The organism is Streptomyces sp. NPDC000348 (assembly GCF_042898795.1).
Lineage (GTDB): Bacteria > Actinomycetota > Actinomycetes > Streptomycetales > Streptomycetaceae > Streptomyces.
Genome location: NZ_JBIAZD010000001.1, coordinates 684,311 through 707,042 on the forward strand (window position 1 = coordinate 684,311; position 22,732 = coordinate 707,042).

The following is a 22,732-nucleotide window of genomic DNA, read 5'->3' on the forward strand; positions in this document are numbered from 1 at the left end:
GGTGGTGTCGCGGTGACCGTCACCGGGGGCTGCCGCCCCCAGGCCCCCGCTCCGGCCTGAACGGCCTCGTCCTCAGGCTCCACCCCCGGACGGGCCGGTGGGTGAGCGGTGCTCGCCAGGAGCCGCCGACGGGCTGATTCGGCCGGCGTAGTCCTCCAGCCTGCCCACCCTCAGACCCCGCTCCTCCAGCTCCCCCAGCAGCCGTGTCGTCCGTTCCGTCAGCGACAGCGGCGGGGCCTCGCCCGACGGTACGGCGATGATGTCTCCGGGGGTCAGGTGGTGGGGGCCGTCGGTGTAGGTGAGGTGGCCGTCGGGTTCCAGGGTGGCCCGCCACAGGACCACCGTCTGGATGCCGCAGTCGGCGGCGGCCCGCAGGGTGGTGGTGTCGTACGTGCCGTAGGGCGGGCGGAAGAGGCGGGGGCGGACGCCGAAGCGGGACGCGAGTTTGCGCTGCTGGCCGCAGATCTCGGCGCGCTGGCCGGCGTACGGCAGGTCGCGCAGGGCGGGATGGTCGAGGGTGTGGTTCTGCAGGCTCGCGCCGACCGAGCGCAGCCGGGCGAAGTGGGCGTAACCGGGGCCCACCACGCTGTCCGTGAGGAACAGGCTGACGGGGAGCCGGTGCTCGCGCACCAGGTCGATGAAGCGGGGGTCGCGTTCGGCGCCGTCGTCGTAGGTGAGGAAGACGACCTCGTCGCGGGTGGGGACGTGGTCGACGACGGGCGGGAGGGCGCCGGCCCCCGGCGCCGGGCCGCCGCCGGGTGGCCGGCCCGTCCCGTCCCCCGCCCCACTCGACGGACCGCATCCGGCGATCACGGCCAGCAGGGCGGTGGCGCCCGCCAGGAGGCCGGCCCTCACAGGTAGTCCTCCAGCCGGGCCACCGCGTACCCCTCCGCCGTGACCTTGTCCAGGAAGCGGCGGATCATGTCCGGCATCGTGCCCTTCCAGTCCCCGCGGCCCCGGAAGTGGCTGAGGACGATGTCGCCGGGGTGCAGGTCGCGGTCCCACTCCCGGTACTCCCAGCGGTCGACGAAGACCTCCTCGCTCCAGAGCGGGACGTGGGTGATCCCGCAGTCCTTCGCGGCGTGCAGGGTGGCCTTGTCGTAGTTGCCGTAGGGCGGGCGGAAGAGGACGGGGCGCTTGTCGTAGCGCTCCTCGATGACCTCCTGCATGCCGCAGATCTCGCGCTTCTGGCGGGCGTAGGAGAGGGCCGGCAGGTAGGGGTGGCGGAGGGTGTGGTTGTGCAGGGCGACGCCCCGGTCCTGCATCTCCTTGAAGTAGCCGTAGTCCTCCTTGACGAGGTAGTCGCTGAGGAAGGCGCTGTACGGGATCCTCAGCTCGCTCATCATCCGCAGGAACGCCGGGTCCTTCTCGGCGCCGTCGTCGATGGTGAGGAAGACGACCTTCTCCTCGGTGGGGACGGTGGTGAAGACCGGGGGGAGTTCCAGCCGCAGGTGGCCGTCGACCTCGAAGCCGTCGCGGGTGGTGATCCGGGGCTTCCTCGCCGGGGGCGGCGGGGCGGTCAGCGGCACCCGCTCCAGTCCCCAGCGTTTCGCGGCGGCGACCCTCGCGGCGTGCGCCGCGCGCAGCTTGGTGGCGTAGGCGTCGAGCGCGCGGGCCGGAGGCGCCTTCAGGGGCTGCTGGCCGCCCGCCGGTTCGGCCGGGGCGCCGCCCGGTCCGCAGCCCGAGGCGATGGAGGCGAGAGCCAGCGCCGCGAGACCGATCCGCACACCACCCAATGAAAGCTTTTTATCGTTTTGTCCTACTGCTCGCATGGTGCCGGATCCTCGCAGCCGGACGGTCCGGACCCGGTCCGACACCGCGGCCGGAGGCGCACGGTCCACCGACTGGCCCACAATGACCCGGTGAACGACCTCGCTCCCCTCCTCACCCCCGAAGGCCGCGCCCTCCTCGACGAGGTCCGCGACACCGACCCGGCGCACGAACTCGCCGTCGCGACCCGGCTGCGCCGCGAGCACCCCGCCGCCCTGGTGTCGGCGGCGCTGGGCCAGGCGCGGCTGCGGCAGCGGGCGGTGGCGAAGTTCGGGGCGGAGGACGCGCGGCGGATGTTCTTCACGCCGAACGGGGTGGAACAGTCGACGCGGGCGAGTGTGGCGGCGTATCGGGCCGAGTGCCTCCGGGCGCTCGGGGTGCGGTCCGTCGCCGACCTGTGCTGCGGGATCGGCGGCGACGCGATCGCGTTCGCCCGCGCCGGGATCCGGGTGCTGGCCGTCGACCGCGATCCGCTGACCTGCGAGGCCGCCCGCGCCAACGCCGACGCGCTCGGTCTCGCCGGCCTGATCGAGGTGCGCGAGGCCGACGTGACGGAGGTGGGCACGGCCGGATACGACGCCGTGTTCGTCGATCCCGCCCGGCGTTCCTCCAAGCGCGGCCGGATCTTCGATCCGGAGGCCTACTCCCCTCCCCTGTCCTGGGCCGTGTCGGCCGCGCTCGGGGCACCGCTCGGCCTGCTGAAGATCGCGCCCGGCATTCCGCACGAGGCGATCCCCCCGGAAGCGACGGCCGAGTGGGTCTCGGACGGCGGGGACGTCAAGGAGGCCATGCTGTGGTTCGGCCCGGACGTGGCGCCGGGGGCGCGGCGGGCGACGCTGCTGCCCGCCGGAGCCGGCATCCACGCGACGCCCGAGACCGCGCTCCCGGACCCCGAGGTCCGGCCGGTGGGGCGGTACCTGTACGAGCCGGACGGCGCCGTCATCCGCGCCCACCTGGTCGCCGAGGTGGCCGAGGAAGTGCAGGGTGGGCTGATCGACCCGACCATCGCCTACGTCACCGCCGACGAACCGCACAACACGCCGTACGCCACCGCCTACGAGATCACCGACCGGCTGCCGTTCAACGTCAAGAAGCTGAAGGCGCTGCTGCGGGAGCGTGAGGTGGGCACGCTGACGGTGAAGAAGCGCGGCTCGGCCGTCGAGCCGGAGGAACTCCGCCGCAAGGTCCTGCCCAAGCCGCACGGCCGCGGGTCCGTCACGGTCTTCCTGACCCGGGTCGCCGGCGCCCCGACGATGCTGCTGGGGCACCCGGTGCGGTGAGGCACCGGGCCGGGCCGCCTCAGGACGCGACGATCGCCTTGCCGATCGCGAAACCCTTGGCCGGCCCCTCGGGGATCACCGCGTCGGTGCCGTAGGGGACCCGGTGCTCGTCCGCGTACTTGCCCTTCTTCCGGTCGGGCGACGTCAGGACGAGCACGGCCCCCTCGTCGTCGAAGTCGTCGACGATCACGTACACCGGAATTCCGGCCCTCGCGTACTCCCGGCGTTTGCGGACGCGGTCGCGCTGGAGGTTGCGGTGGCCCGGCGAGGCGACCTCGACGACCATCTTGACTCCGTCGGCGTCGACGCCGAGACCGTCCTCGTCCGGGATTTCGTCGAGGTCGAGCGGGGCCACGAAGAGGTCGGGGATCCAGGCTTTCTGACGGTGGATGACGTTGCCGTCGTGGTGTGCTGCGTAACCACTGCCTGCCAGATGCGCGTCCAGCGCTCTGCGGAGACGGCCGATGAGTACGGTGTGACGACGGCGACCGGTAGGTGACACCTCGATGGCCCCTTCGATGATCTCGGCCCGGTAGCCCTCGGGGAGATCCATGGCCTTCCACGCCTGCCACAGGACCTCGTCCAGATCGGAACCCTGCTCGGAAACGGGCTTGTCCACCACCACCGGGGCCACCTCTTCTGCGAGAGCGGTCATCGAGAAGCACCTCCTCCTTCAAGTGTGGGCGCGGGCGCCACTGCGGCACAAGCGACACGGTGACGCTACGAGTTCGGGAGTCGCACTGCTCCGGAATCGGCACCGATCAGCCGAACGGGTGATCACCTCATCTCAGCGACGCCCACAGCTCCCCCGCCTCCGGCTCGTCCTGGACCACGCGGTTACGGTCCCAGGGGGCCGGGACGACCGGCACGGTGAGGGTGGTGACGCCGTCGGAGGGGAGGTCCCGCAGGCTCTGGGCGAGGCGCGTCAGCTCGCCCAGCGAGTCCAGGCCGGTGTCGGTGGTGAGGCTGCCGGTGACGGTGTCGGCGACCCGGTACAGCCGGGCGGGGCTGGTCAGCAGGTCCTCGTCCGCGATCTGCTCCAGCAGCGCCTTCACCAGTTGGTGCTGGAGCCCTATGCGGCCGAGGTCGCTGCCGTCGCCGATGTCGTACCGGGTGCGGGCCAGGGCGAGGGCGTCCGTGCCGTCGAGGTGGTGGGTGCCGGCGTCCAGGGTGAGGTGGCTGCGGTCGTCGTCGATGTCCTCCTCGGTGGTGACGGTGACCCCGCCGAGCGCGTCGACCAGGCGGGCGAAACCGGCGAAGTCGATCTCGACGTAGTGGTCCATGCGGACGTCCGTGAGCGACTCGACGGTCTTCACCGCGCACACCGGCCCGCCCACCTCGTACGCGCTGTTGAACATCACGCCGGAGGCCGCACGGGTCGACTCCCCGTCCTCCAGGGGGCAGGCCGGCCGGTCGACGAGGGTGTCGCGGGGGATGCTGACCACCGTCGCGGCGGTCCGGCCGGCGTCGAGGTGGACGACCATGGCGGTGTCGGAGCGGGCGCCGCCGCTGTCGCCGCCGCCGAGCTCCCGGTTCTCCTCGCCGCTGCGCGAGTCGGAGCCGAGCACCAGGATGTTCAGGGACCCGGTCGGCAGGGACGGAACCGTGGCCGACGCGTCCGGGGACGGGGTGGCGGCGGCCCCGGCGGGGCGGTCGTCGCCCAGGGCGCTGTCGATGTCGACGCTGTTGATGTTGTCGTTGAGCTGCCAGTACGCCCAGCCGGCGGCTCCGGCGCCCAGGACCAGCAGGCCCGCCAGCGTGAGCCCCGCGATCCTCGGCGTCCTCGTCCGCCGGCCCGGCCGTATGCCCGCTTCCCCGGCCTCGTCCCCGTCGTGTCCGGCCCCGTCGTCCCCGGTCCCGCCGCTCTTCTCATGTCCCCTCACGAGCAGGAACGTAAGTCCGAATTATGACGAGCAACGACCTCCGGACAGCTTTCTTGTGAAATTCTCAGACTTCCGGCCGCCCGAAACTTTCGGAGCGGCTCACGCCCCCGCCGGCGCCGCCGTACTGCTCCGCACCACCAGGCTGGTCGCCAGCTCCACCCGGGTCGCCGCCGCCGGGTTCTCGTCCCTGCCCAGATCGAGGACCAGCTTGGCCGCCGCCTCCGCCATCTCCGTCAGCGGCTGCCGTACGGTCGTCAGCGGCGGTCCCACCCAGCGGGCCACCGGCAGGTCGTCGAACCCGACCACGCTCAGGTCCTCCGGGATCCGCAGCCCCAGCTCGCGCGCGGCCTCGTACAGCCCGAGGGCCTGGAGGTCGTTGCCGGCGAAGACCGCGGTGGGCCGGTCCTCGCGGCGCAGCAGCGCGAGTCCCTGCCGGTAGCCGGCCTCGTGGTGGAAGTCGCCGGTCACGATCAGCCCGGGGTCGACCGGCAGTCCGGCGGTCTCCAGGGCGGCCCGGTAGCCGTCGACGCGGGCACGGCTGCACATCATCCGCGTGGGCCCGCTGATCGCGCCGATCCGGGTGTGGCCCAGTTCGACCAGGTGCCGGGTCGCGGCGAGCCCGCCCTGCCAGTTGGTCGCGCCGATGGAGGGCACGTCGGTGCCCGGGTCGCCGGCCGGGTCCATCACCACGAACGGGATGGAACGGCCGGTCAGCAGGGCCCGCCCGGACTCGTCGAGGCCGGACAGCACCAGGATGACACCGTGCGGGCGGCGGGCGGCGACCTGGTCGGCCCAGGTGCGTCCGGGGGTGAGCCGGCCCGCGCTCTCGGAGAGGACGACGCTCAGGCCCGCGTCCCGGGCCACGTTCTCCACGCCCCGGATGACCTCCATCGCCCAGGCGCTCTCCAGCTCGTGGAAGACCAGGTCGATCAAGGGCGAGCGGGTGGCCTCGGCGCGCCGGCGCCGGTAGCCGTGGGCGCGCAGCAGCCCCTCGACCCGGCTCCGGGTGGCGGGAGCGACGTCGGCACGACCGTTGAGCACCTTCGAAACAGTCGGGGCGGAGACGCCGGCCTCGCGGGCGATCTCGGCGAGGGTCGCCGTCCGGGCGCTACGCCCTTGCGTCCGGGTTTCGGCGGGCTGCGAGGAAGTCATGGCGGCGATCGTAACCCTGCGGGGCCGCTTGACGAAGCCTTCGGGAGACCACGGAACCCCTGAACATTCGATTTAGCATCCGAAACATTCGCCCAGGATCGTGCGTGTGGGGCCGTCCGTTCACCCGGCAAGAACTCCGTGGCCGCCTCGCCCGGCGTTCCGCTTTCCTGCGGACCTGTGTCGTCGTGCACCACTCGCTCCGGCCGCGGGACCGTCGAACCCGGCGCGCGGGAATCACGTCTCGCGGCCTCCGGCGCGGGCATCCGCCACACCGGCACCGGCGGAGGCCGGGGCGTGAGGGTGCCGGGTCAGACGCCCCCGAGCGACTCGAACCGCCACCGGTGCACCGGACGGGTGACCAGGTCCCCGTCCGGATCCGGGAGTTCGGGGAGGTCCGCGTCGTAGGGGGCGTCCCACCAGGTGATGACCAGGACCCGGTCCTGCGGGGCGCGGAAGGTCTCGCGGCGCAGGGGGCGGCGGGCGAGCTCCCGCGCGTGCTCCTCGGTCCAGGCCACCAGGTCCGCGCCCCGGCCGGGGACCGCCCGGGCCTCCCACATCAGCGCGACGGTCACGAGTACAGGTTCTCCTCGCCGACCTCGTGGACGTGGCCGTGTCCGGGCACGTGCGGGTCCGTCACCGGGAGCGAGGAGTCGGCCGACAGGTCCCAGTCGGAGGCCGGACGGTTCCGGGCGACCATCTCCGCGCCCAGCGCCGCCACCATCGCGCCGTTGTCCGTGCACAGCTTGGGGCGCGGCACGCGCAGCCGGATGCCGGCCGCCTCGCAGCGCTCCTGGGCCAGGGCCCGCAGCCGGGAGTTGGCGGCCACACCGCCGCCGATCATCAGGTGGTCGACGCCCTCGTCCTTGCAGGCCCGTACGGCCTTGCGGGTGAGCACGTCCACCACCGCCTCCTGGAAGGACGCCGACACGTCGCGCACCGGCACCTCCTCGCCCGCCGCCCGCTTGGCCTCGATCCAGCGGGCCACGGCCGTCTTCAGCCCGGAGAAGGAGAAGTCGTACGCCGGGTCGCGCGGGCCGGTCAGACCGCGCGGGAACGCGATCGCCTCCGGGTCGCCCTCGCGCGCGTACCGGTCGATGACCGGACCGCCGGGGAAGCCGAGGTTCAGCACGCGGGCGATCTTGTCGAAGGCCTCGCCGGCCGCGTCGTCGATGGTCGCGCCGAGGGGACGGACGTCGGAGGTGATGTCCGTGGAGAGCAGGAGCGAGGAGTGCCCGCCGGAGACCAGGAGGGCCATCGTGGGCTCGGGCAGCGAGCCGTGCTCCAGCTGGTCGACGCAGATGTGCGAGGCGAGGTGGTTGACGCCGTAGAGCGGCTTGCCGAGGGCGTAGGCGTACGCCTTGGCCGCCGAGACGCCGACCAGCAGCGCGCCGGCGAGCCCGGGTCCGGCGGTGACGGCGATGCCGTCGAGGTCGCGGGCGCCGACGCCCGCCTCCCTCAGCGCGCGCTCGATGGTGGGGACCATCGCCTCCAGGTGGGCGCGGCTCGCCACCTCCGGGACGACGCCGCCGAAGCGGGCGTGCTCGTCGACGCTGGAGGCGACGGCGTCCGCCAGCAGGGTGGTCCCGCGCACGACACCGACACCGGTCTCGTCGCAGGAGGTCTCGATCCCCAGTACCAGGGGTTCGTCAGCCATGGGTCTCGGTTCCTTGTACGCCGTTCCCGTCGACGGGACTCGCCGGGTTCACGGAGGTGGACGGATCGGTCAGTCGCATCACCAGGGCGTCCACGTTCCCCGGCTGGTAGTAGCCGCGCCGGACGCCGATGGTCTCGAAGCCGAAGCGCTCGTAGAGCTTCTGGGCGCGGACGTTGTCCACCCGGCACTCCAGCAGCACCTCGGCGCATTCGAAGGCGGTCGCCGCCCGCAGCAGCTCGGTCAGCAGCCGCGAGCCGAGGCCGGTGCCCCAGTGGTCCCGGGTGACGGCGATGGTCTGCACGTCGGCCGCCGCGACGCTGTCGCCGCCCCGGCCGCCGTCGCCGTCGGACTCCGCACCGGAGGTGGTGAGGCCCGCGTAGCCGACGATCCGGCCGCCCTCCTCGGCGACGACGTAGCACCGGGTCGCCCCGGGCCCGCGCGCATGGGCCAGCTCGGACCAGAACATCCCGCGCGACCAGGCGTCCTCGGGGAACAGGTCCCGCTCCAGCTCCAGTACGGAGTCGATGTCCCACCAGCGCATCTCGCGCAGCACGGCAGTCTCGGATCCGGTCACTTGGGGGTGACCACCTTGTAGTTCTTGGGGACCTGGGCGTCGGGCCGGCGCAGGTACAGCGGCCGGGGCGCGGGCAGCTCCTCGCCCGCCGCCAGCCGCTCGGCGGCCAGCCGGGCCAGGGCGGCGGCGGACACGTGCTCGGGCTCGTGCGCCTTGGGGAAGGTGTCCGGGTACAGCAGCGCGCCGGCGCCGACCGCGGGCAGGCCCGCGACCTCCTCGGCGATGTCGGCGGGCCGGTCCACGGCGGGCTCGGTGAGGCGGGTTCGGGAGTCGGCGTAGCGGGCCCAGTAGACCTCCTTGCGCCGGGCGTCGGTCGCCACGACGAAGGGGCCCTCCAGGTCGGCCGCGCAGGCCAGGCCGTCCAGCGTGCACACACCGTGCACGGGCACGCCCAGCGCGAGCCCGAAGGTGTCCGCGGTCATCAGGCCGACGCGCAGCCCGGTGTACGGGCCGGGGCCGATGCCGACGACGATCCCGGTGACGGCGTCCAGCCGCAGGCCTGCCTCGGCGAGCACCCGGTCGATCGCCGGGAGCAGCAGTTCGCCGTGGCGGCGGGCGTCCACCTGGCTCGACGAGGCGATGACGTCGTGACCGTCGTGCAGCGCGACGGTGACGGCGGGGGTGGCGGTATCCAGAGCGAGCAAGAGCACGCAAACAGCCTACGGCTCCCGCGCCCCGGCCACGGCCGCACGGGCCGGCCGGTCACGTGCTGCTACGGTCACGACGGCGTACGTGGATAGCGGGGCAGAACGGGACAGAGGTGACGGCGGTGGCAGGCACCAGTTCGGTGATCGTGGCGGGGCTGACCGCGGCGGCCCTCGCGACGGTCGGCTACCTCGGCCACCGGGCGGCGGTGACCGTCCCGGCCGAGCTGCGCCCTCCGGCGCCCGGCACCGCGGCGGCCGTCCACGAGACCCTCCGGGAGGGGAACCACCCCGCCGCCCTGCCCGTACGGTCGGGGACGGGCGAGCGGGTCGTGTACGCGCTGGACGTCGACCGGGTGTGGCTGGTCGGGGAGGGCGGCGAGGTGCGGCGCACCTACGGGGTCAGCCCCAGCACGGTGGACCCGGCGCCGGGCACCTACCGGGTCACGTCCCGGACCGGCACGGTCACCGGATCGGACGGCGTCCCGGTCGAGCACGTGGTGCGGTTCGCCTCCGTCGACGGCACGTCGATCGGGTTCAGCGCGGCGGTCGACGGCTCGGCGCCGCGGCTCGACCCGGAGGAGCCGACGGGCGGCGTCCGCCAGACCCGCGAGGACGGCGCGGCGATGTGGGAGTTCGCGACGATCGGGCGGAAGGTCGTCGTCGTGCGGTGAGTCCCGGTGTGCGCGTTCCGGCCGGATCCCGTGAACGGGGCCCGTACGTTCCGACAAGACGTCGGCAAGATGTTGCGTTCGGCCTCCCGGGCGTGGTCACATGGTATCCAGCCCGTGGTTAGGTCTACCTAACCACGCCCGCCCCCGTCCTTCAGGAGGCGTCCATGCCGGCCCACCAGAGCGCCCGTCGCACCACGGCGCAGTCGCGGCCCCAGCCGGTCCCCGCGATACCGATGCGCGACCTGCTGGCGGCCTGCGCCGCGGCCGCCGCGGTCTCCACCCCGCCCCGCGCGCCGGAACCCCGGCCCTGCGAACCGGCGAAGGACCACCGCGAGGCCGCGTAACCCCTCGGGCCGACGGCACGGCCGGGCCGACAGGACACCCGGGCGGGCACCGCCGGGCCAACAGCACGGCCGGGCCGGTGGGACGCCCGGGCGGGCACCGCCGGGCCAACAGCACAGTCAGGTCGGCAGGACACCCGGACGACCCCTCGGGCCGACGGCACGGCCGGGCCGGTGGGACGCCCGGACGACACCGTCAGACCGACAGCACGGTCAGGTCGGCCACCGCCCAGCGGGCGCCCAGGCCGGTCACGGTCACCCGGCGCACCTCGTCGGTGGTGTCGCCGACCGCCCGGTGGATGACGACCTGGAGACGGTCCTCGGTCAGCTCCTCGACCTTGCCCTCGCCCCACTCCACGACGATCACCGACTCCGGCAGCGAGACGTCGAGATCGAGGTCCTCCATCTCGTCCAGACCGCCGGAGAGCCGGTACGCGTCGACGTGGACCAGCGGCGGACCGTCCCCCAGCGACGGGTGCACCCGGGCGATCACGAACGTCGGCGAGGTGACCGCGCCCCGTACGCCGAGCCCCTCGCCGAGCCCCCGGGTCAGCGTCGTCTTGCCCGCGCCGAGCTCGCCCGAGAGCAGGACCAGATCACCGGCGCGCAGCAGTTTGGCGAGCCTGCGCCCCAGCTCGCGCATCTGTTCGGGGGAGGTGACGGTCAGTCCGACGGGGTTCGCGGTCGGGGTCGGCTCAGCCGGGTCGTGCGGTGCTGCTGCTTCCATAGCCGTCAACGGTAGCCCCTGCGGGCACCGCGCCCACGCGGGTGAGCAGGTCGGCGAGGCGGTCGGTGACCACCTCCGGGTGCTCCAGCATCACCAGGTGCCCGGCGTCCGGGACCAGCACCAGTTCCGCGTCGGGCAGCAGACCGGCGATCGCCTCGCTGTGCTCGCTCGGCGTCACCAGGTCCCCCACCCCGGCCAGCACCAGCACCGGCAGGCCGGCGAAGTGGGCGAGGGCCTCGGTCTTGTCGTGGTCGTTGAACGCCGGGTAGTACTCGGCGACCACGTCGATCGGCGTGCCCTCGATCATCCGCTCGGCGAACCGGGCGATCGCCGGGTCCACGTCACGGGACGCGAACGAGTACCGCTTGATCACCCCGGCGAACAGGTCCGCCGTCGCCCGGCGCCCCCGCTCCACCAGCTCGGCCCGCTGCCCCAGCGCCCTCAGCACCCCCGGCAGCACCCGCCGCACCGCGTTGACGCCGGCCACCGGCAGCCCGAAGTTGACCTCGCCGAGCCGCCCCGACGACGTACCGACCAGGGCGACGCCCACCACCCGCTCCCGAACCAGCTCCGGGTACTGGTCGGCGAGGGCCATCACCGTCATCCCGCCCATGGAGTGACCGACCAGCACGAGCGGGCCCTCGGGGGCCGCCGCGTCGATGACGGCCTTCAGGTCCCGCCCCAGCTGCTCGATGGTGACCGGCTCGCCCCGCTCCACCTGCGCCGCGCCCCGCGCCGAGCGGCCGTGGCTGCGCTGGTCCCAGTGCACGGTCCGCACGACGCCCCGCAGCGCGGCCCGCTGGAAGTGCCAGGAGTCCTGGCTGAGGCAGTAGCCGTGGCTGAAGACGACGGTGACCGGGGCTGGGGCCTTGCGGCCGAACAGCCGGCGCCGGCGCTCGGGGGTCGGGGCGGGGTCGACGTCGTCGGCCTCGTAGTACAGCTCGGTGCCGTCGTCGGCGTACGCCTTGCCGGGGGTGCCGCGCAGCGCGCCGTACGGTCCCGCGGAGTCGAGGGCGAGCCGGGCCTTCTGGCGCATGCCCCGGCCGACCGTCATCCGCTCTATCGCGACGCCCGCGGCGGCCCCGGTGGCGAGCACGCCTATCGCGACCCCCGCGACGCCGGTGGCCCGGCGCCAGCCTCCGCCGGCCGCGGAGGAGGCTGCGGAGGCGGCGGCCTCCGCGATGCCCTCGCTCACGTACCGCTCCCCTCGTTCCCGTCGTTGACGTAGACGCGCGGGACGCGGGTTCCGATCCGGGTGACGATCTCGTACGCGATGGTCCCGGCCGCCTGCGCCCAGTCCTCGGCGGTGGGCTCACCGCGGTCGCCGGGCCCGAAGAGGACGGCCTCGGCGCCCGGCTCCGGCTCGTCCCCGCCCAGGTCGACGACGAACTGGTCCATCGCGACCCGCCCGGCGACCGTGCGCCACTTGCCCTCGACCAGCACCGGCCCGGTGGAGGAGGCGTGGCGCGGGACGCCGTCCGCGTAGCCGAGCGGGACGAGGCCGAGGGTGGTGGCGCCCGGGGTGACGTAGTGGTGGCCGTAGCTGACGCCGTGCCCGCCGGGGACGTGCTTGACCAGGGCCAACGAGGCGGACAGGGTCATCGCCGGACGCAGTCCGAGGTCGGCGGGGGTGCCGACCTCGGGGCTGGGCGAGACGCCGTACATCGCGATGCCGGGGCGGACGAGGTCGAAGTGGCTCTCGGGAAGGGTGAGGGTGGCGGGCGAGTTGGCGATGTGCCGCACCTCGGGGTCGACTCCCCGCCCCTCGGCGTACGCGGTCATCTCCCGGAACCGGGTCAGCTGGGCGGCGACGGAGGGGTGCCCCGGCTCGTCGGCGCGGGCGAAGTGCGACCACAGGCCGGTGACCCGCAGCAGCCCCTCGGCCTCGGCGCGCAGCGCCCCCGCGACCAGCTCCGCCCAGTCGTCACCGGGCTGGCAGCCGCCCCGCCCGAGCCCGGTGTCGGCCTTGAGCTGCACCCGCGCGGGCCGCCCCGCGAGCCGGGCCGCCCGGGTGACCTCGTCCAGCGCCCACATGCCGCTCAGGGACACGTCGAGGCCGGCCTCGATCGCCTCCCGCCAGGGCCCGCCGGGCGTCCACAGCCAGCACATGATCCGTACGCCGTCCGGCAGCCCGGCACCGGGCGCGCGCAGCGCGAGCGCCTCCTGCGGGGTGGCGGTGCCCAGCCAGGTCGCCCCGGCCTCGACGGCCGCCCGGGCGCACGCGACGGCGCCGTGCCCGTACCCGTCGGCCTTGACCACGGCCATGAAGGCGGCACCGGGCGCGCGCTCGCGCAGGGTCCGCACATTGGCCCGTACGGCAGCCAGGTCGATCTCGGCACGGGCCCGCAGCTCCGCACCCCCCGGGGCAACTGTCTCGTTCATCCGTCCCAGTCTCTCAGAGCCCCCCGCCGCCCCCGCAGGCCGCGGGCAGTCGTGCCACAGGGGCGATGGGGGTCCCCCCGCTCATGGGGATCCCCCCGCTCGAGCGAAGCCGAGAGTGGGGGAGGAGCCGAGAGTGGGGGAGGGTGGGCGCCGGGGGTCCCCCTCTGGGGGGGGAGGCACCCCGTAAGCGCCGGGCCGCGCATCCCACCCCCGCCCCCACGCCGAGCACCCACCTCACCCCCGCACCACACTCCGCCACGCCCCCGCGATCCCCTCCGCCACGTCGTGCGCCCCCATCGGCGCCCCGTCCGCCGCGAACCGCCCCGCCAGCCCGTGCAGGTACGCCCCCGCGCTCGCCGCGTCCACCGCCGACAGCCCCGCCGCCAGCAACGACCCCGCCAGCCCCGACAGCACGTCCCCGCTGCCGGCCGTGGCCAGCCACGACGTACCCGTGGGGTTCACCCGCACCGCACCGCCGCCCGGCCCCGCGATCAGGGTCGTGGACCCCTTCAGCAGCACCGTCGCCCCGTACCGCCCCGCCAGCTCCCGCACCGCGGCGAGCCGGCTGGCCTCGACCTCCCCCCGCTCGACCCCGAGCAGCGCCGCGGCCTCCCCCGCGTGCGGGGTCATCAGCGTCGGCGCACGCCGCTCCCGTACCGCCGACGCCTCCGCCAGCCGCAGCCCGTCCGCGTCGATCAGCACCGGTACGTCCGTCGCCAGCACCTCCGCGACCGTCGCCGCGTCGTCCCCGGCGCCCGGCCCGACCACCCACGCCTGGACCCGCCCCGCGCGCTTCGGCCCCCCGTCCGACACCAGCGTCTCGGGGAAGCGGGCGATCACGGCCCGCCCCGCGGGGCCGACGTACCGTACGGCCCCCGCACCGCCCCGCAGCGCTCCCGCCACCGCGAGCACCGCGGCCCCCGGATAGCGGGCGGACCCGGCCGCGATCCCGACGACGCCCCGCCGGTACTTGTCGCTCTCCGCGGCCGGCACCGGCAGCAGCCGGGCCACGTCCGCGTGCTGCAACGCCCGCAGTTCCGGCTCCCGCGGGAGCGACAGCCCGATGTCGACCAGCCGCACCGACCCCGCGTACTCCCGCGCCGGGTCGATCAGCAGCCCCGGTTTGTGCGTCCCGAAGGTCACCGTGAGGTCGGCGCGGACCGCCGCTCCCCGCACCTCCCCCGTGTCGGCCTCGACCCCGCTCGGCAGGTCGACGGCGACCACGGCCGCCCGCGCCCGCCCGGCCGCGTCGGCGAGCGGCACCGCCTCCGGACGCAGCCCGCCCTTGCCGCCGATCCCGACGATGCCGTCGACGACGAGGTCGGCCCGCTCGATCAGCCCTTCGGCGCCGTCCGTGCCCGTGGTCCGCCCGCCCGCCCGGCGCAGCGCCGCGAGCCCCCCGGCGTGGGCGCGCTCCGGCGCGAGCAGCACCGCGCTCACGCCCGCGCCGCGCCGGGCGAGCCGGGCACCGGCGTACAGGGCGTCACCGCCGTTGTCCCCGCTGCCGACCAGCAGGACGACCCTGCTGCCGTACACCCGCCCCAGCACGTCCGCACAGGCCGCGGCCAGCCCGGCGGCGGCGCGCTGCATCAGCGCCCCCTCCGGCAGCCGTGCCATCAGTTCCCGTTCCGCCGTCCTGACCGTCTCCACGCTGTACGCAGTACGCATGCGTCCGAGTCTCCCGCAGACGGCCCGTCGACTCCCGCGGCGGCGGAACCAACCACTTGACTACTTGCCATGCCCTTGCCAAACTCGCCGCCCCCCACAGGATGAATCGATTCAGTCGAATCGGTTCGACGACGGAAGCAGAGGACCCATGGGACGCAGAGCCGCACTCCTCGCAGCAGTCGGCGCCACCGCACTCCTCACCGCCGCCGGCACCCTGACGGCCCCGGCGACCGCCGCCACCTCCCCCACGACCGCCGCGGCCACCGCCACCTCCCCCACGACCGCCGCGGCCCCGGCCCCCGCCCGTGCCGCGGCCTGCGGCGACGGCTCCTACCAGGCCGAGGCCGTACTGAGCGGCAGCACCTGGACCGCCCGGCGCGGCGGCAGCACGGTCCACACCGGCACCGACATGCGCGCGGCCGTACAGGCGGCCATCAACAGCCTGACCTCCGGCCGCACCAGCAAGGAACGGGTCGTGGTCCGCGGCTCGGGCTCCGTCTCCGCCGGTTCCCGCATCTCCCTGCCGAGCTACACGGTCCTGGACGTCTGCGGCACCATCGACGTCACCGGCAGCGGCTCCGGCGACCAGGCCCCGGTCTACTCCCGCGGCACCCGCGACATCGAGGTGCAGCACCTCAACGTCACCGGCGCCCCGCTGTACGGCATCTTCCTGCGCAACGTGCAGAACGTCGTCCTCGGCCAGATCGACATGCGGCTGACGCGCGGCCTCGGCGTGCGCATCGACAACCGCGGCGACACCAGCCAGTGGACGCGCAACGTGCGCGTCGACAACGTGTACGTCTCCGGCGCGTCCAGCCACGCCGTGGAGACCTACGGCGTCGACGGCCTCACCGTCGGCACGGTGACCGCCCGCAACGTGGGCGAGTCGGGCCTGCTGCTGAACCAGACGATCAACGCCACCGTCACCAGGGTGGACGCGGAGAACGCCGGCACCGGCACCGGGTACGCCGCCTTCCGGATGGCCAACCGCAACGGCCGCGTCGGCGACTCCTACCCCACCAACGTCCGCGTCGGCGAGGTCGTCGCGCGCGGCGGCGGACGGGGCGTGTTCTGCGTGTCGGAGAGCGGCGGCGCGACCATCGACAGGATCACGCTCTCGAACACCGGCAACAACGCGGTACTCATCGAGAACTGCTACAACGTGAACCTCGCCGCCCAGAGCGGCACCGTCACCGGCGGCGGCGAGATCCGTCTGGCGGCGCGGACGGAGTTCGCGAACAACCGGGACATCACCGTCCAGAACCTCACGGTGACGAACTCGTCGATCCGTGAGAGCCCCTGCGGAGAGAACACGACGTTCCGCAACAACCGGCTCGTGAACAGCGGTCAGTCGATCTGCTGACACACACGCGGGGTGCGGCGCTCCCTGTCGCCGCACCCCGCGCGTGCCCCGCGCCCGCCGTCTCCTCAGCTCGTGGTCAGCATCCCCGCGCGCAGCCGCTTCAGCGTGCGGGACAGCAGCCGCGAGACGTGCATCTGGGAGCAGCCGAGCCGCTCACCGATCTCCGCCTGCGTCAGCTCCTCCACGAACCGCCAGTGCACGATCTTGCGCTCGCGCTCGTCGAGCTCGGCGATCATCGGCGCGAGCGCGTGGAAGTCCTCGACCAGTTCCAGCGCGGCGTCCTCGGCCCCGATGAAGTCCGCGAGCACGCTCTCCCCGTCGGGCTCGCTGCCGATGGCGGCGTCCAGCGACGCGGAGTTGTAGCCGTTGGACGCGATCCGGGCCTCGTTGACCTCGTCCTCGGTCAGGCTCATCAGCTGCGCGAGCTCGGCGGTCGTGGGCGTGCGGCCCAGCCGGCTGCGCAGTTCCTCGGTGGCGCGGGCGAGCTGCACCCGGGCCTCCTGGAGCCGGCGGGGCACGTGCACGGACCACGACGTGTCCCGGAAGAACCGCTTGATCTCGCCGACGATGTAGGGGATCGCGAAGGAGGTGAACTCCACCTCGCGGGAGAGCTCGAACCGGTCGATCGCCTTGATCAGCCCGATCATGCCGACCTGGACGATGTCCTCCATCTCCTCCGGACCGCGGCTGCGGAACCGGCCGGCCGCGAAGCGGACCAGGGACATGTTCATCTCGATCAGCGTGTTGCGCGCGTACTGGTACTCGTGCGTGCCCTCCTCCAGCTCCGCCAGCCGGCGGAAGAACTGCTTGGACAGCTCGCGGGCGTCCTTCGGTGCCACCTGGCCGGGATCGACGACCTCCGGCAGTTCGGTCACCGTCTGAGCTCGGTCGGTCCGCGCCATCGTCGACGTCACTGTTCGCCCTCCCTGGTCGATCGGCCCCACTTCCGGCACCGGCTCAACCGCGTCTACCCCGGTCCACGCGATACACGCACCCTCTTTTCACATCTCATCGTCGGCGGCGACGGCGAAGCAGCCGCACGAGGGCGGAGACGACGGTGAGCACGGCGGCGACGACGAGGAACGCGTCGCCCCAAACCGGCAGGTCGATCCCGGTCCCGGGGAAGGCGAGGACGGGCGACGGCCTCACCCCTCCGCGATCACGACCGCCGAGGCCACCCCGGCGTCGTGGCTGAGCGACACGTGCCAGGACCGCACGCCCAGCTCGGCGGCGCGCGCGGCCACCGTCCCCTTCACCCGCAGCCGCGGCTGCCCGCTGTCCTCGCACCACACCTCGGCGTCGGTCCAGTACAGCCCCGCGGGCGCGCCGAGCGCCTTGGCGAGCGCCTCCTTGGCCGCGAACCGCGCGGCGAGCGAGGCGACGCCGCGCCGCTCCCCGCTGGGCAGCAGCAGCTCGCTCTCCAGGAAGAGCCGCTGGGCCAGCGCGGGCGTCCGCTCCAGCGACTCCGCGAACCTCTCGATCTCGGCCACGTCGATCCCGACTCCGATGATGCTCATGCGGGCACCTTATTGCGGCGCCTCCCCGTTGGTGCGGCGCCTTCCCGACCGGAGCCCCGGCGGCGTTCTTGGACGGTGCGGGGTCCTACTCCACCGTCACCGACTTCGCCAGGTTCCGGGGCTGGTCCACCTCGTTGCCCCGCGCCGTCGCCAGCTCGCAGGCGAACACCTGCAGGGGCACCGTCGCCACCAGCGGCTGCAGCAGCGTCGGGGTGACCGGGATCCGGATCAGGTGGTCCGCGTACGGCGCCACCGTCTCGTCCCCCTCCTCCGCGACGACGATCGTCCGCGCGCCCCGCGCCCGGATCTCCTGGATGTTGGAGACGATCTTGTCGTGGAGGACGGACCGGCCGCGCGGCGACGGCACGACCACGACCACCGGCAGGTCGTCCTCGACCAGCGCGATCGGCCCGTGCTTCAGCTCGCCCGCCGCGAAGCCCTCCGCGTGCATGTACGCGAGCTCCTTCAGCTTCAGGGCCCCCTCCAGCGCCACCGGGTAGCCCACGTGCCGCCCCAGGAAGAGCACCGTGCTCTTGGCGGCCAGCGACCGCGCCAGCTCCCGCACCGGCTCCATCGTCTCCAGGACGCGCTCCACCGCGCCGGGGACCGAGGACAGGTCCCGTACCACCGCGCGGATCTCGTCGGCCCACTTGGTGCCCCGCACCTGGCCCAGGTACAGCGCGACCAGGTAGCAGGCGACCAACTGGGTCAGGAAGGCCTTGGTCGAGGCGACCGCGACCTCCGGCCCGGCGTGCGTGTACAGCACGGCGTCGGACTCGCGCGGGATGGTGGAGCCGTTGGTGTTGCAGATCGCGAGGACCCTGGCGCCCTGTTCGCGGGCGTGGCGCAGGGCCATCAGCGTGTCCATGGTCTCGCCGGACTGGGAGATGGCGACGACGAGGGTCTGCTGGTCGAGGATCGGGTCCCGGTAGCGGAACTCGCTGGCCAGTTCCACCTCGCAGGGGAGCCGGGTCCAGTGCTCGATGGCGTACTTGGCGATCAGCCCGGCGTGGAAGGCCGTACCGCAGGCGACGATGACGACCTTGTCGACCTCGCGCAGGACGTTCGCCGGGATGCGGACCTCGTCCAGGGTGAGCGAGCCCGCCCCGTCGATGCGGCCCAGCAGCGTGTCCGCGACCGCCTTCGGCTGCTCGGCGATCTCCTTGAGCATGAAGGAGGCGTAGCCGTCCTTCTCGGCGGCGGAGGCGTCCCAGTCGACGTGGTACGCGCGGACGTCGGCCGGGCCGCCGTCGAAGTCGGTGACCGTCACCGCGTCCCGGCGCAGCTCGACCACCTGGTCCTGCCCCAGCTCGACGGCGTCGCGGGTGTGCGCGATGAAGGCGGCCACGTCCGAGGCGAGGAACGCCTCCCCCTCGCCCACGCCCACCACCAGCGGTGAGTTGCGCCTCGCCCCGACCACCACGTCCGGCTCGTCCGCGTGCACGGCGACCAGCGTGAACGCGCCCTCCAGGCGCCGGCAGACCAGCCGCATCGCCTCCGCGAGGTCGGCGCAGGCGGAGAACTCCTCGGCGAGCAGGTGCGCGACGACCTCGGTGTCCGTCTCGGAGGCGAGATCGTGGCCGCGCTCCGTCAACTCCGCGCGCAGGGCGGCGAAGTTCTCGATGATGCCGTTGTGGACGACGGCGACCCGGCCCGCGTTGTCGAGGTGCGGGTGCGCGTTGGCGTCCGTCGGGCCGCCGTGCGTGGCCCAGCGGGTGTGCCCGATGCCGGTGGTCCCGGTCGGCAGCGGCCGCTCGGCCAACTCCTTCTCCAGGTTGACGAGTTTCCCGGCCCGCTTGGCGGTGGCCAGACCGCCGTCGGCCAGCACCGCGACGCCCGCCGAGTCGTATCCCCGGTACTCCAGTCGCTTCAGTCCGGCCGTCACGACGCTCAGCGCCGACTGCGGCCCCACGTATCCCACGATTCCGCACATGCCCGGCAGCCTACGGTCCGTCAGCCGCCGGAAAAGGCCTTTGCCTGCCCGGAATCGGAAATTCCCACCGGTGCACGAAGCACCGGTGGGAACGGAGGGTGTCAGGCGTCAGGCGAGCTTGCCGAGCTGGGCGTCGGAGACCGCCGTCGGGAAGTCGAAGTCCTCGCCGGTGGCCGCGGAGGCCAGGTTGACGGCGGAGAAGGAGGCGATGGTGGCGCCCTTGCGGGCGACGACCATCTTCATGGGCGCCTCCACGCCCTCCTCCACGGACAGGACCGCCGTGATCGCGAGCGCCTCGTCGGCGCCGCCGGGGGCCTGGGTCTTCTCGACCTTCAGGATCTCGAGCGGCTCGCCCGCGGCCTCGAAGGCGAAGCCCCCGGCGCACTTGCCGGCGGCCGCGTCCACGTCCTTGATGACCTGCTCGGCGCCGCCGTCCTCGTAGGAGGCGAGCGTGATCAGCATCTTCTCCGCGTCGAGTCCGGCGAGCAGGGCCTCCTCGGGGTCGGCGTCCCCGGCCGGCTTCTGCGGCTCACCCGTCCAGGACCGCTTCACCGTGGCGGCCGGCGAGCCCACGGGCACACCCGACTGGACGTTGGCGAGCGGCTGACAGGCCGCGTCCTCCGCCTTGACCTGGTCGGCGGCGACGTCGTCCGTGGCGGGCAGCTTCGTCGCCACCTTGCCGTCCTTGACGTCCGCCTGCGCCAGCCCCGCCTTCTCCAGCTCGGCGGCGGTGAGCGCCTTGGCCGCCGGCGCGGCGGAGGCGGTCGAGTCGCCCTTGCCCTTGCCGTCGCCGGCCTTGTCCTCGTCGCCGGAGCCGCCGCAGGCGGTGACGAGCAGGGCGAGCGCGGCGGCGGAGGCGGCGAGCACGGTACGGCGGACGGCGGTGGTTCTCACGGGGGAACTCTTTCTCGAAGGCGCGGAGGACTCCGCAACGCATTGCGCGCAATTTAAACGGATCGTGAACACAGCCGCCGCACAGATGATCATCAGACGATCAGCCGGTATGCGACCGTGACCCCCGCGTGATCCCGGACGGCCGCCGCAGCGGCGGGGCGGCGTGACACAGCCCACCTGCCACGGTGTTCGAACTCCGTTAACAATGGACTGTGATCTCTCCGGTCTCCCCGATGCCCCGGAGCGCCCACCGGCAGCGGCCGGAGGCGACTCCCTACGTGGACCTCACCCGCGCCGAATGGAGCGCGCTGCGCGACAAGACCCCGCTGCCCCTGTCGGCGGCGGAGGTCGAGCGGCTGCGCGGCCTCGGTGACGTCATCGACCTCGACGAGGTGCGGGACATCTACCTCCCGCTGTCCCGGCTGCTCAACCTCTACGTCGGCGCCACCGACGGGCTGCGGGGCGCGCTGAACACGTTCCTCGGCGAGCAGGGCTCCCAGTCGGGCACGCCCTTCGTCATAGGGGTCGCCGGTTCCGTCGCCGTCGGCAAGTCCACGGTGGCCCGGCTGCTCCGCGCGCTGCTGTCCCGCTGGCCCGAGCACCCGCGCGTGGAGCTGGTGACGACGGACGGGTTCCTGCTGCCGACGAAGGAGCTCCAGGAGCGGGGCCTGATGTCGCGGAAAGGTTTCCCCGAGTCGTACGACCGCCGTGCGCTGACCCGTTTCGTCGCCGACGTCAAGGCGGGCAAGGAGGAGGTCACCGCCCCCGTCTACTCGCACCTGATCTACGACATCGTCCCGGGCGAGAAGCTCACCGTGCGCCGGCCGGACATCCTGATCGTCGAGGGGCTCAACGTCCTCCAGCCCGCGCTGCCCGGCCAGGACGGCCGCACCCGGGTCGGGCTCGCCGACTACTTCGACTTCAGCGTGTACGTGGACGCCCGCACGGAGGACATCGAGCACTGGTACCTCAACCGCTTCAAGCGGCTGCGCGAGACCGCGTTCCAGGACCCGTCGTCGTACTTCCGCAGGTACACCCAGGTCTCCGAGGAGGAGGCCCTCGACTACGCCCGCACGATGTGGCGGACCGTCAACAAGCCGAACCTCGTGGAGAACATCGCCCCGACCCGGGGCCGGGCCACCCTGGTGCTGCGCAAGGGCCCCGACCACAAGGTCCAGCGCCTCAGCCTGCGCAAACTCTGACCGCTACGCTGCCGCCATGCTGCACCTGCGCCTGATCACACCGGCCGAGAAGACCGACGACGTGATCCGACTGATAGAAGGGACGACGGGCACCACGCACCTGTGCGTGCTGCCCGGCGCCGCCCGCGATCCCGCCGGGGACGTCGTGCTGTGCGACGTGGCGCGGGAGGCGGGCGACGACCTGCTCAGCGGGCTGCAGCGGCTGGGGCTGGACACGAGCGGTTCCATCGCCGTGGAGAACATCGACCTGACGCTGTCGGAGCGGGCCGAGAAGGCGGAGAAGGACGCGCCGGGCGAGAGCGCGGACGCGGTGCTGTGGGAGCACCTGACCGAGGCCACCCACGAGGAGTCGACCCTCTCGGTCACCTACCTCGCGTTCCTCACCCTGGCCACGATGATCGCGGCCTGCGGCGTGGTGCTGGACAACGCGATCCTGATCGTGGGCGCGATGGCGGTGGGCCCGGAGTTCGGGCCGCTGGCGGGCATCTGCACGGCGGCGGTGCAGCGCCGGCCCCGTCTCGCGCTGCGCTCCGCACTCGCCCTGCTGGTGGGCTTCGCGGTGGCGATGGCGGTGACGGTGGGGTTCAGCCTCTTCATGGACGCGGTGGGGCTGTTCACCAAGGAGCAGCTGGAGGGCGAACGGCCGCAGACCGGCTTCGTGTACGCCCCCGACTGGTTCTCCTTCGTGGTGGCGGTCCTGGCCGGAGCGGCCGGGACGCTCTCGCTGACGTCGGCGAAGTCGGGCGCCCTGGTCGGCGTCGCCATCTCGGTGACGACGGTCCCGGCCGCGGCGAACGCCGCCGTGGCGCTGAGCTACGGCGACACCGTCCAGACCTGGGGCTCCACCGAACAGCTCCTGCTCAACCTGTTCGGCATCGTCCTGGCGGGCACCCTCACCCTGCTGGCCCAGAAGTACTTCTGGGCCGGCCAGCACCAGCGCCTGCGCAGGCGGACGCACGCCTGACGGACCCCGAGCAACCGTTGCCGATTATCGGCCAACTTGGTTCGGTATTCGACCACTTCGATCACCAGTCGAACACCGGAACTCCACAAGCGCCCCTTGCGGAGTGAGGA

The 22,732-nt window shown here is 73.4% G+C and carries 24 protein-coding genes; 6 read left to right on the plus strand and 18 right to left on the minus strand.

Going from position 1 to position 22,732, the window contains the following annotated elements:
- Positions 1-72: 72 nt before the first annotated feature.
- Together ACFY3N_RS03170 and ACFY3N_RS03175 are read right to left on the minus strand one after the other, a co-directional pair.
- A complete protein-coding gene (locus ACFY3N_RS03170) occupies positions 73-855 on the minus strand; it encodes a polysaccharide deacetylase family protein (RefSeq protein WP_390814913.1) in 783 nt (260 codons plus the stop codon).
- Positions 852-1,727, minus strand: coding sequence for a polysaccharide deacetylase family protein (locus tag ACFY3N_RS03175; protein WP_390814914.1), 876 nt, complete (start codon positions 1,725-1,727; stop codon positions 852-854). Before ACFY3N_RS03175 ends, ACFY3N_RS03170 begins: the two co-directional genes overlap by 4 nt.
- 135 nt (positions 1,728-1,862) lie before the next feature.
- Here ACFY3N_RS03175 and ACFY3N_RS03180 point away from each other — a divergent pair, with 135 nt between their 5' ends.
- Positions 1,863-3,050, plus strand: a complete 1,188-nt coding sequence (locus ACFY3N_RS03180) for a methyltransferase domain-containing protein (protein ID WP_390814915.1) — start codon at positions 1,863-1,865, stop codon at positions 3,048-3,050.
- 19 nt (positions 3,051-3,069) lie between these two features.
- Here the strand turns inward: ACFY3N_RS03180 and ACFY3N_RS03185 are convergent, their stop codons facing one another.
- From ACFY3N_RS03185 to tsaB, 7 genes are all read right to left on the minus strand, one after another.
- Positions 3,070-3,705 (minus strand): Uma2 family endonuclease, encoded by a 636-nt coding sequence (locus ACFY3N_RS03185; RefSeq protein ID WP_228967117.1) that lies wholly within the window; start codon positions 3,703-3,705, stop codon positions 3,070-3,072.
- A gap of 127 nt (positions 3,706-3,832) precedes the next feature.
- The gene (locus tag ACFY3N_RS03190; RefSeq protein ID WP_390815035.1) at positions 3,833-4,855 is read right to left on the minus strand and encodes an LCP family protein; all 1,023 of its coding nucleotides are present in this window, start codon (positions 4,853-4,855) and stop codon (positions 3,833-3,835) included.
- Positions 4,856-5,032: 177 nt separating this feature from the next.
- A complete protein-coding gene (locus ACFY3N_RS03195) occupies positions 5,033-6,085 on the minus strand; it encodes a LacI family DNA-binding transcriptional regulator (protein WP_390814916.1) in 1,053 nt (350 codons plus the stop codon).
- A gap of 308 nt (positions 6,086-6,393) precedes the next feature.
- The gene (locus ACFY3N_RS03200; RefSeq protein WP_390814917.1) at positions 6,394-6,657 is read right to left on the minus strand and encodes a hypothetical protein; all 264 of its coding nucleotides are present in this window, start codon (positions 6,655-6,657) and stop codon (positions 6,394-6,396) included.
- Positions 6,654-7,739 carry a tRNA (adenosine(37)-N6)-threonylcarbamoyltransferase complex transferase subunit TsaD gene (gene tsaD, locus ACFY3N_RS03205; RefSeq protein WP_390814918.1) on the minus strand — a complete coding sequence of 362 codons (1,086 nt, stop codon included), beginning with the start codon at positions 7,737-7,739 and terminating at the stop codon, positions 6,654-6,656. Before tsaD ends, ACFY3N_RS03200 begins: the two co-directional genes overlap by 4 nt.
- The gene (gene rimI / locus ACFY3N_RS03210) at positions 7,732-8,313 is read right to left on the minus strand and encodes a ribosomal protein S18-alanine N-acetyltransferase (RefSeq protein ID WP_390814919.1); all 582 of its coding nucleotides are present in this window, start codon (positions 8,311-8,313) and stop codon (positions 7,732-7,734) included. Before rimI ends, tsaD begins: the two co-directional genes overlap by 8 nt.
- Positions 8,310-8,963 (minus strand): tRNA (adenosine(37)-N6)-threonylcarbamoyltransferase complex dimerization subunit type 1 TsaB, encoded by a 654-nt coding sequence (tsaB, locus tag ACFY3N_RS03215; protein ID WP_390814920.1) that lies wholly within the window; start codon positions 8,961-8,963, stop codon positions 8,310-8,312. Before tsaB ends, rimI begins: the two co-directional genes overlap by 4 nt.
- Before the next feature lie 119 nt (positions 8,964-9,082).
- Here tsaB and ACFY3N_RS03220 point away from each other — a divergent pair, with 119 nt between their 5' ends.
- Together ACFY3N_RS03220 and ACFY3N_RS03225 are read left to right on the plus strand one after the other, a co-directional pair.
- Complete coding sequence (locus ACFY3N_RS03220; protein WP_390814921.1) at positions 9,083-9,631, plus strand: hypothetical protein; 549 nt, start codon at positions 9,083-9,085, stop codon at positions 9,629-9,631.
- Positions 9,632-9,795: 164 nt separating this feature from the next.
- Positions 9,796-9,975, plus strand: coding sequence for a hypothetical protein (locus tag ACFY3N_RS03225; protein ID WP_390814922.1), 180 nt, complete (start codon positions 9,796-9,798; stop codon positions 9,973-9,975).
- 193 nt (positions 9,976-10,168) lie between these two features.
- Here the strand turns inward: ACFY3N_RS03225 and tsaE are convergent, their stop codons facing one another.
- From tsaE to ACFY3N_RS03245, 4 genes are all read right to left on the minus strand, one after another.
- Complete coding sequence (gene tsaE / locus ACFY3N_RS03230; protein WP_390814923.1) at positions 10,169-10,699, minus strand: tRNA (adenosine(37)-N6)-threonylcarbamoyltransferase complex ATPase subunit type 1 TsaE; 531 nt, start codon at positions 10,697-10,699, stop codon at positions 10,169-10,171.
- Positions 10,668-11,894 carry an alpha/beta fold hydrolase gene (locus ACFY3N_RS03235; protein WP_390814924.1) on the minus strand — a complete coding sequence of 409 codons (1,227 nt, stop codon included), beginning with the start codon at positions 11,892-11,894 and terminating at the stop codon, positions 10,668-10,670. Before ACFY3N_RS03235 ends, tsaE begins: the two co-directional genes overlap by 32 nt.
- On the minus strand, positions 11,891-13,081 hold the full coding sequence (gene alr / locus ACFY3N_RS03240; protein WP_390814925.1) for an alanine racemase: 1,191 nt from the start codon (positions 13,079-13,081) through the stop codon (positions 11,891-11,893). Before alr ends, ACFY3N_RS03235 begins: the two co-directional genes overlap by 4 nt.
- Before the next feature lie 234 nt (positions 13,082-13,315).
- Entirely contained in the window at positions 13,316-14,749 is a 1,434-nt protein-coding gene (locus ACFY3N_RS03245; protein WP_390814926.1) for an NAD(P)H-hydrate dehydratase, read from the minus strand.
- 148 nt (positions 14,750-14,897) lie between these two features.
- Between ACFY3N_RS03245 and ACFY3N_RS03250 the strand changes: the two genes are divergently transcribed.
- Entirely contained in the window at positions 14,898-16,112 is a 1,215-nt protein-coding gene (locus tag ACFY3N_RS03250; protein ID WP_390814927.1) for a hypothetical protein, read from the plus strand.
- 65 nt (positions 16,113-16,177) lie between these two features.
- On the opposite strand, the gene ACFY3N_RS03255 is transcribed toward ACFY3N_RS03250, so the two are convergent.
- From ACFY3N_RS03255 to ACFY3N_RS03275, 5 genes are all read right to left on the minus strand, one after another.
- Entirely contained in the window at positions 16,178-17,014 is an 837-nt protein-coding gene (locus ACFY3N_RS03255) for an RNA polymerase sigma factor SigF (RefSeq protein ID WP_390815036.1), read from the minus strand.
- A 106-nt stretch (positions 17,015-17,120) separates the two neighbouring features.
- On the minus strand, positions 17,121-17,261 hold the full coding sequence (locus ACFY3N_RS03260) for a hypothetical protein (RefSeq protein WP_390814928.1): 141 nt from the start codon (positions 17,259-17,261) through the stop codon (positions 17,121-17,123).
- Positions 17,258-17,629, minus strand: a complete 372-nt coding sequence (locus tag ACFY3N_RS03265) for a holo-ACP synthase (protein ID WP_073932735.1) — start codon at positions 17,627-17,629, stop codon at positions 17,258-17,260. The genes ACFY3N_RS03260 and ACFY3N_RS03265 overlap by 4 nt, the downstream gene beginning before the upstream one ends.
- A gap of 85 nt (positions 17,630-17,714) precedes the next feature.
- Positions 17,715-19,562, minus strand: a complete 1,848-nt coding sequence (gene glmS / locus ACFY3N_RS03270) for a glutamine--fructose-6-phosphate transaminase (isomerizing) (RefSeq protein ID WP_390814929.1) — start codon at positions 19,560-19,562, stop codon at positions 17,715-17,717.
- 108 nt (positions 19,563-19,670) lie between these two features.
- Positions 19,671-20,456 carry a hypothetical protein gene (locus ACFY3N_RS03275; RefSeq protein WP_390814930.1) on the minus strand — a complete coding sequence of 262 codons (786 nt, stop codon included), beginning with the start codon at positions 20,454-20,456 and terminating at the stop codon, positions 19,671-19,673.
- 233 nt (positions 20,457-20,689) lie between these two features.
- On the opposite strand from ACFY3N_RS03275, the gene coaA reads away from it, so the two are divergent.
- Both coaA and ACFY3N_RS03285 read left to right on the plus strand, forming a co-directional pair.
- Positions 20,690-21,658: a type I pantothenate kinase gene (coaA, locus tag ACFY3N_RS03280; RefSeq protein ID WP_390814931.1), complete on the plus strand. Its 969-nt coding sequence runs from the start codon at positions 20,690-20,692 to the stop codon at positions 21,656-21,658.
- Between the two features lie 16 nt (positions 21,659-21,674).
- The gene (locus ACFY3N_RS03285; RefSeq protein WP_390814932.1) at positions 21,675-22,622 is read left to right on the plus strand and encodes a DUF389 domain-containing protein; all 948 of its coding nucleotides are present in this window, start codon (positions 21,675-21,677) and stop codon (positions 22,620-22,622) included.
- Positions 22,623-22,732 lie beyond the last annotated feature (110 nt).

Coding starts and splice junctions, on each gene's coding strand:
- ACFY3N_RS03185 (WP_228967117.1), bottom strand. CDS start 3,705: ATGACCGCTCTCGCAGAAGAGGTGGCCCCGGTGGTGGTGGACAAGCCC.
- ACFY3N_RS03195 (WP_390814916.1), bottom strand. CDS start 6,085: ATGACTTCCTCGCAGCCCGCCGAAACCCGGACGCAAGGGCGTAGCGCC.
- tsaD (WP_390814918.1), bottom strand. CDS start 7,739: ATGGCTGACGAACCCCTGGTACTGGGGATCGAGACCTCCTGCGACGAG.
- ACFY3N_RS03225 (WP_390814922.1), top strand. CDS start 9,796: ATGCCGGCCCACCAGAGCGCCCGTCGCACCACGGCGCAGTCGCGGCCC.
- tsaE (WP_390814923.1), bottom strand. CDS start 10,699: ATGGAAGCAGCAGCACCGCACGACCCGGCTGAGCCGACCCCGACCGCG.
- alr (WP_390814925.1), bottom strand. CDS start 13,081: ATGAACGAGACAGTTGCCCCGGGGGGTGCGGAGCTGCGGGCCCGTGCC.
- ACFY3N_RS03245 (WP_390814926.1), bottom strand. CDS start 14,749: ATGCGTACTGCGTACAGCGTGGAGACGGTCAGGACGGCGGAACGGGAA.
- ACFY3N_RS03250 (WP_390814927.1), top strand. CDS start 14,898: ATGGGACGCAGAGCCGCACTCCTCGCAGCAGTCGGCGCCACCGCACTC.
- ACFY3N_RS03255 (WP_390815036.1), bottom strand. CDS start 17,014: ATGGCGCGGACCGACCGAGCTCAGACGGTGACCGAACTGCCGGAGGTC.
- ACFY3N_RS03265 (WP_073932735.1), bottom strand. CDS start 17,629: ATGAGCATCATCGGAGTCGGGATCGACGTGGCCGAGATCGAGAGGTTC.
- glmS (WP_390814929.1), bottom strand. CDS start 19,562: ATGTGCGGAATCGTGGGATACGTGGGGCCGCAGTCGGCGCTGAGCGTC.
- coaA (WP_390814931.1), top strand. CDS start 20,690: ATGCCCCGGAGCGCCCACCGGCAGCGGCCGGAGGCGACTCCCTACGTG.
- ACFY3N_RS03285 (WP_390814932.1), top strand. CDS start 21,675: ATGCTGCACCTGCGCCTGATCACACCGGCCGAGAAGACCGACGACGTG.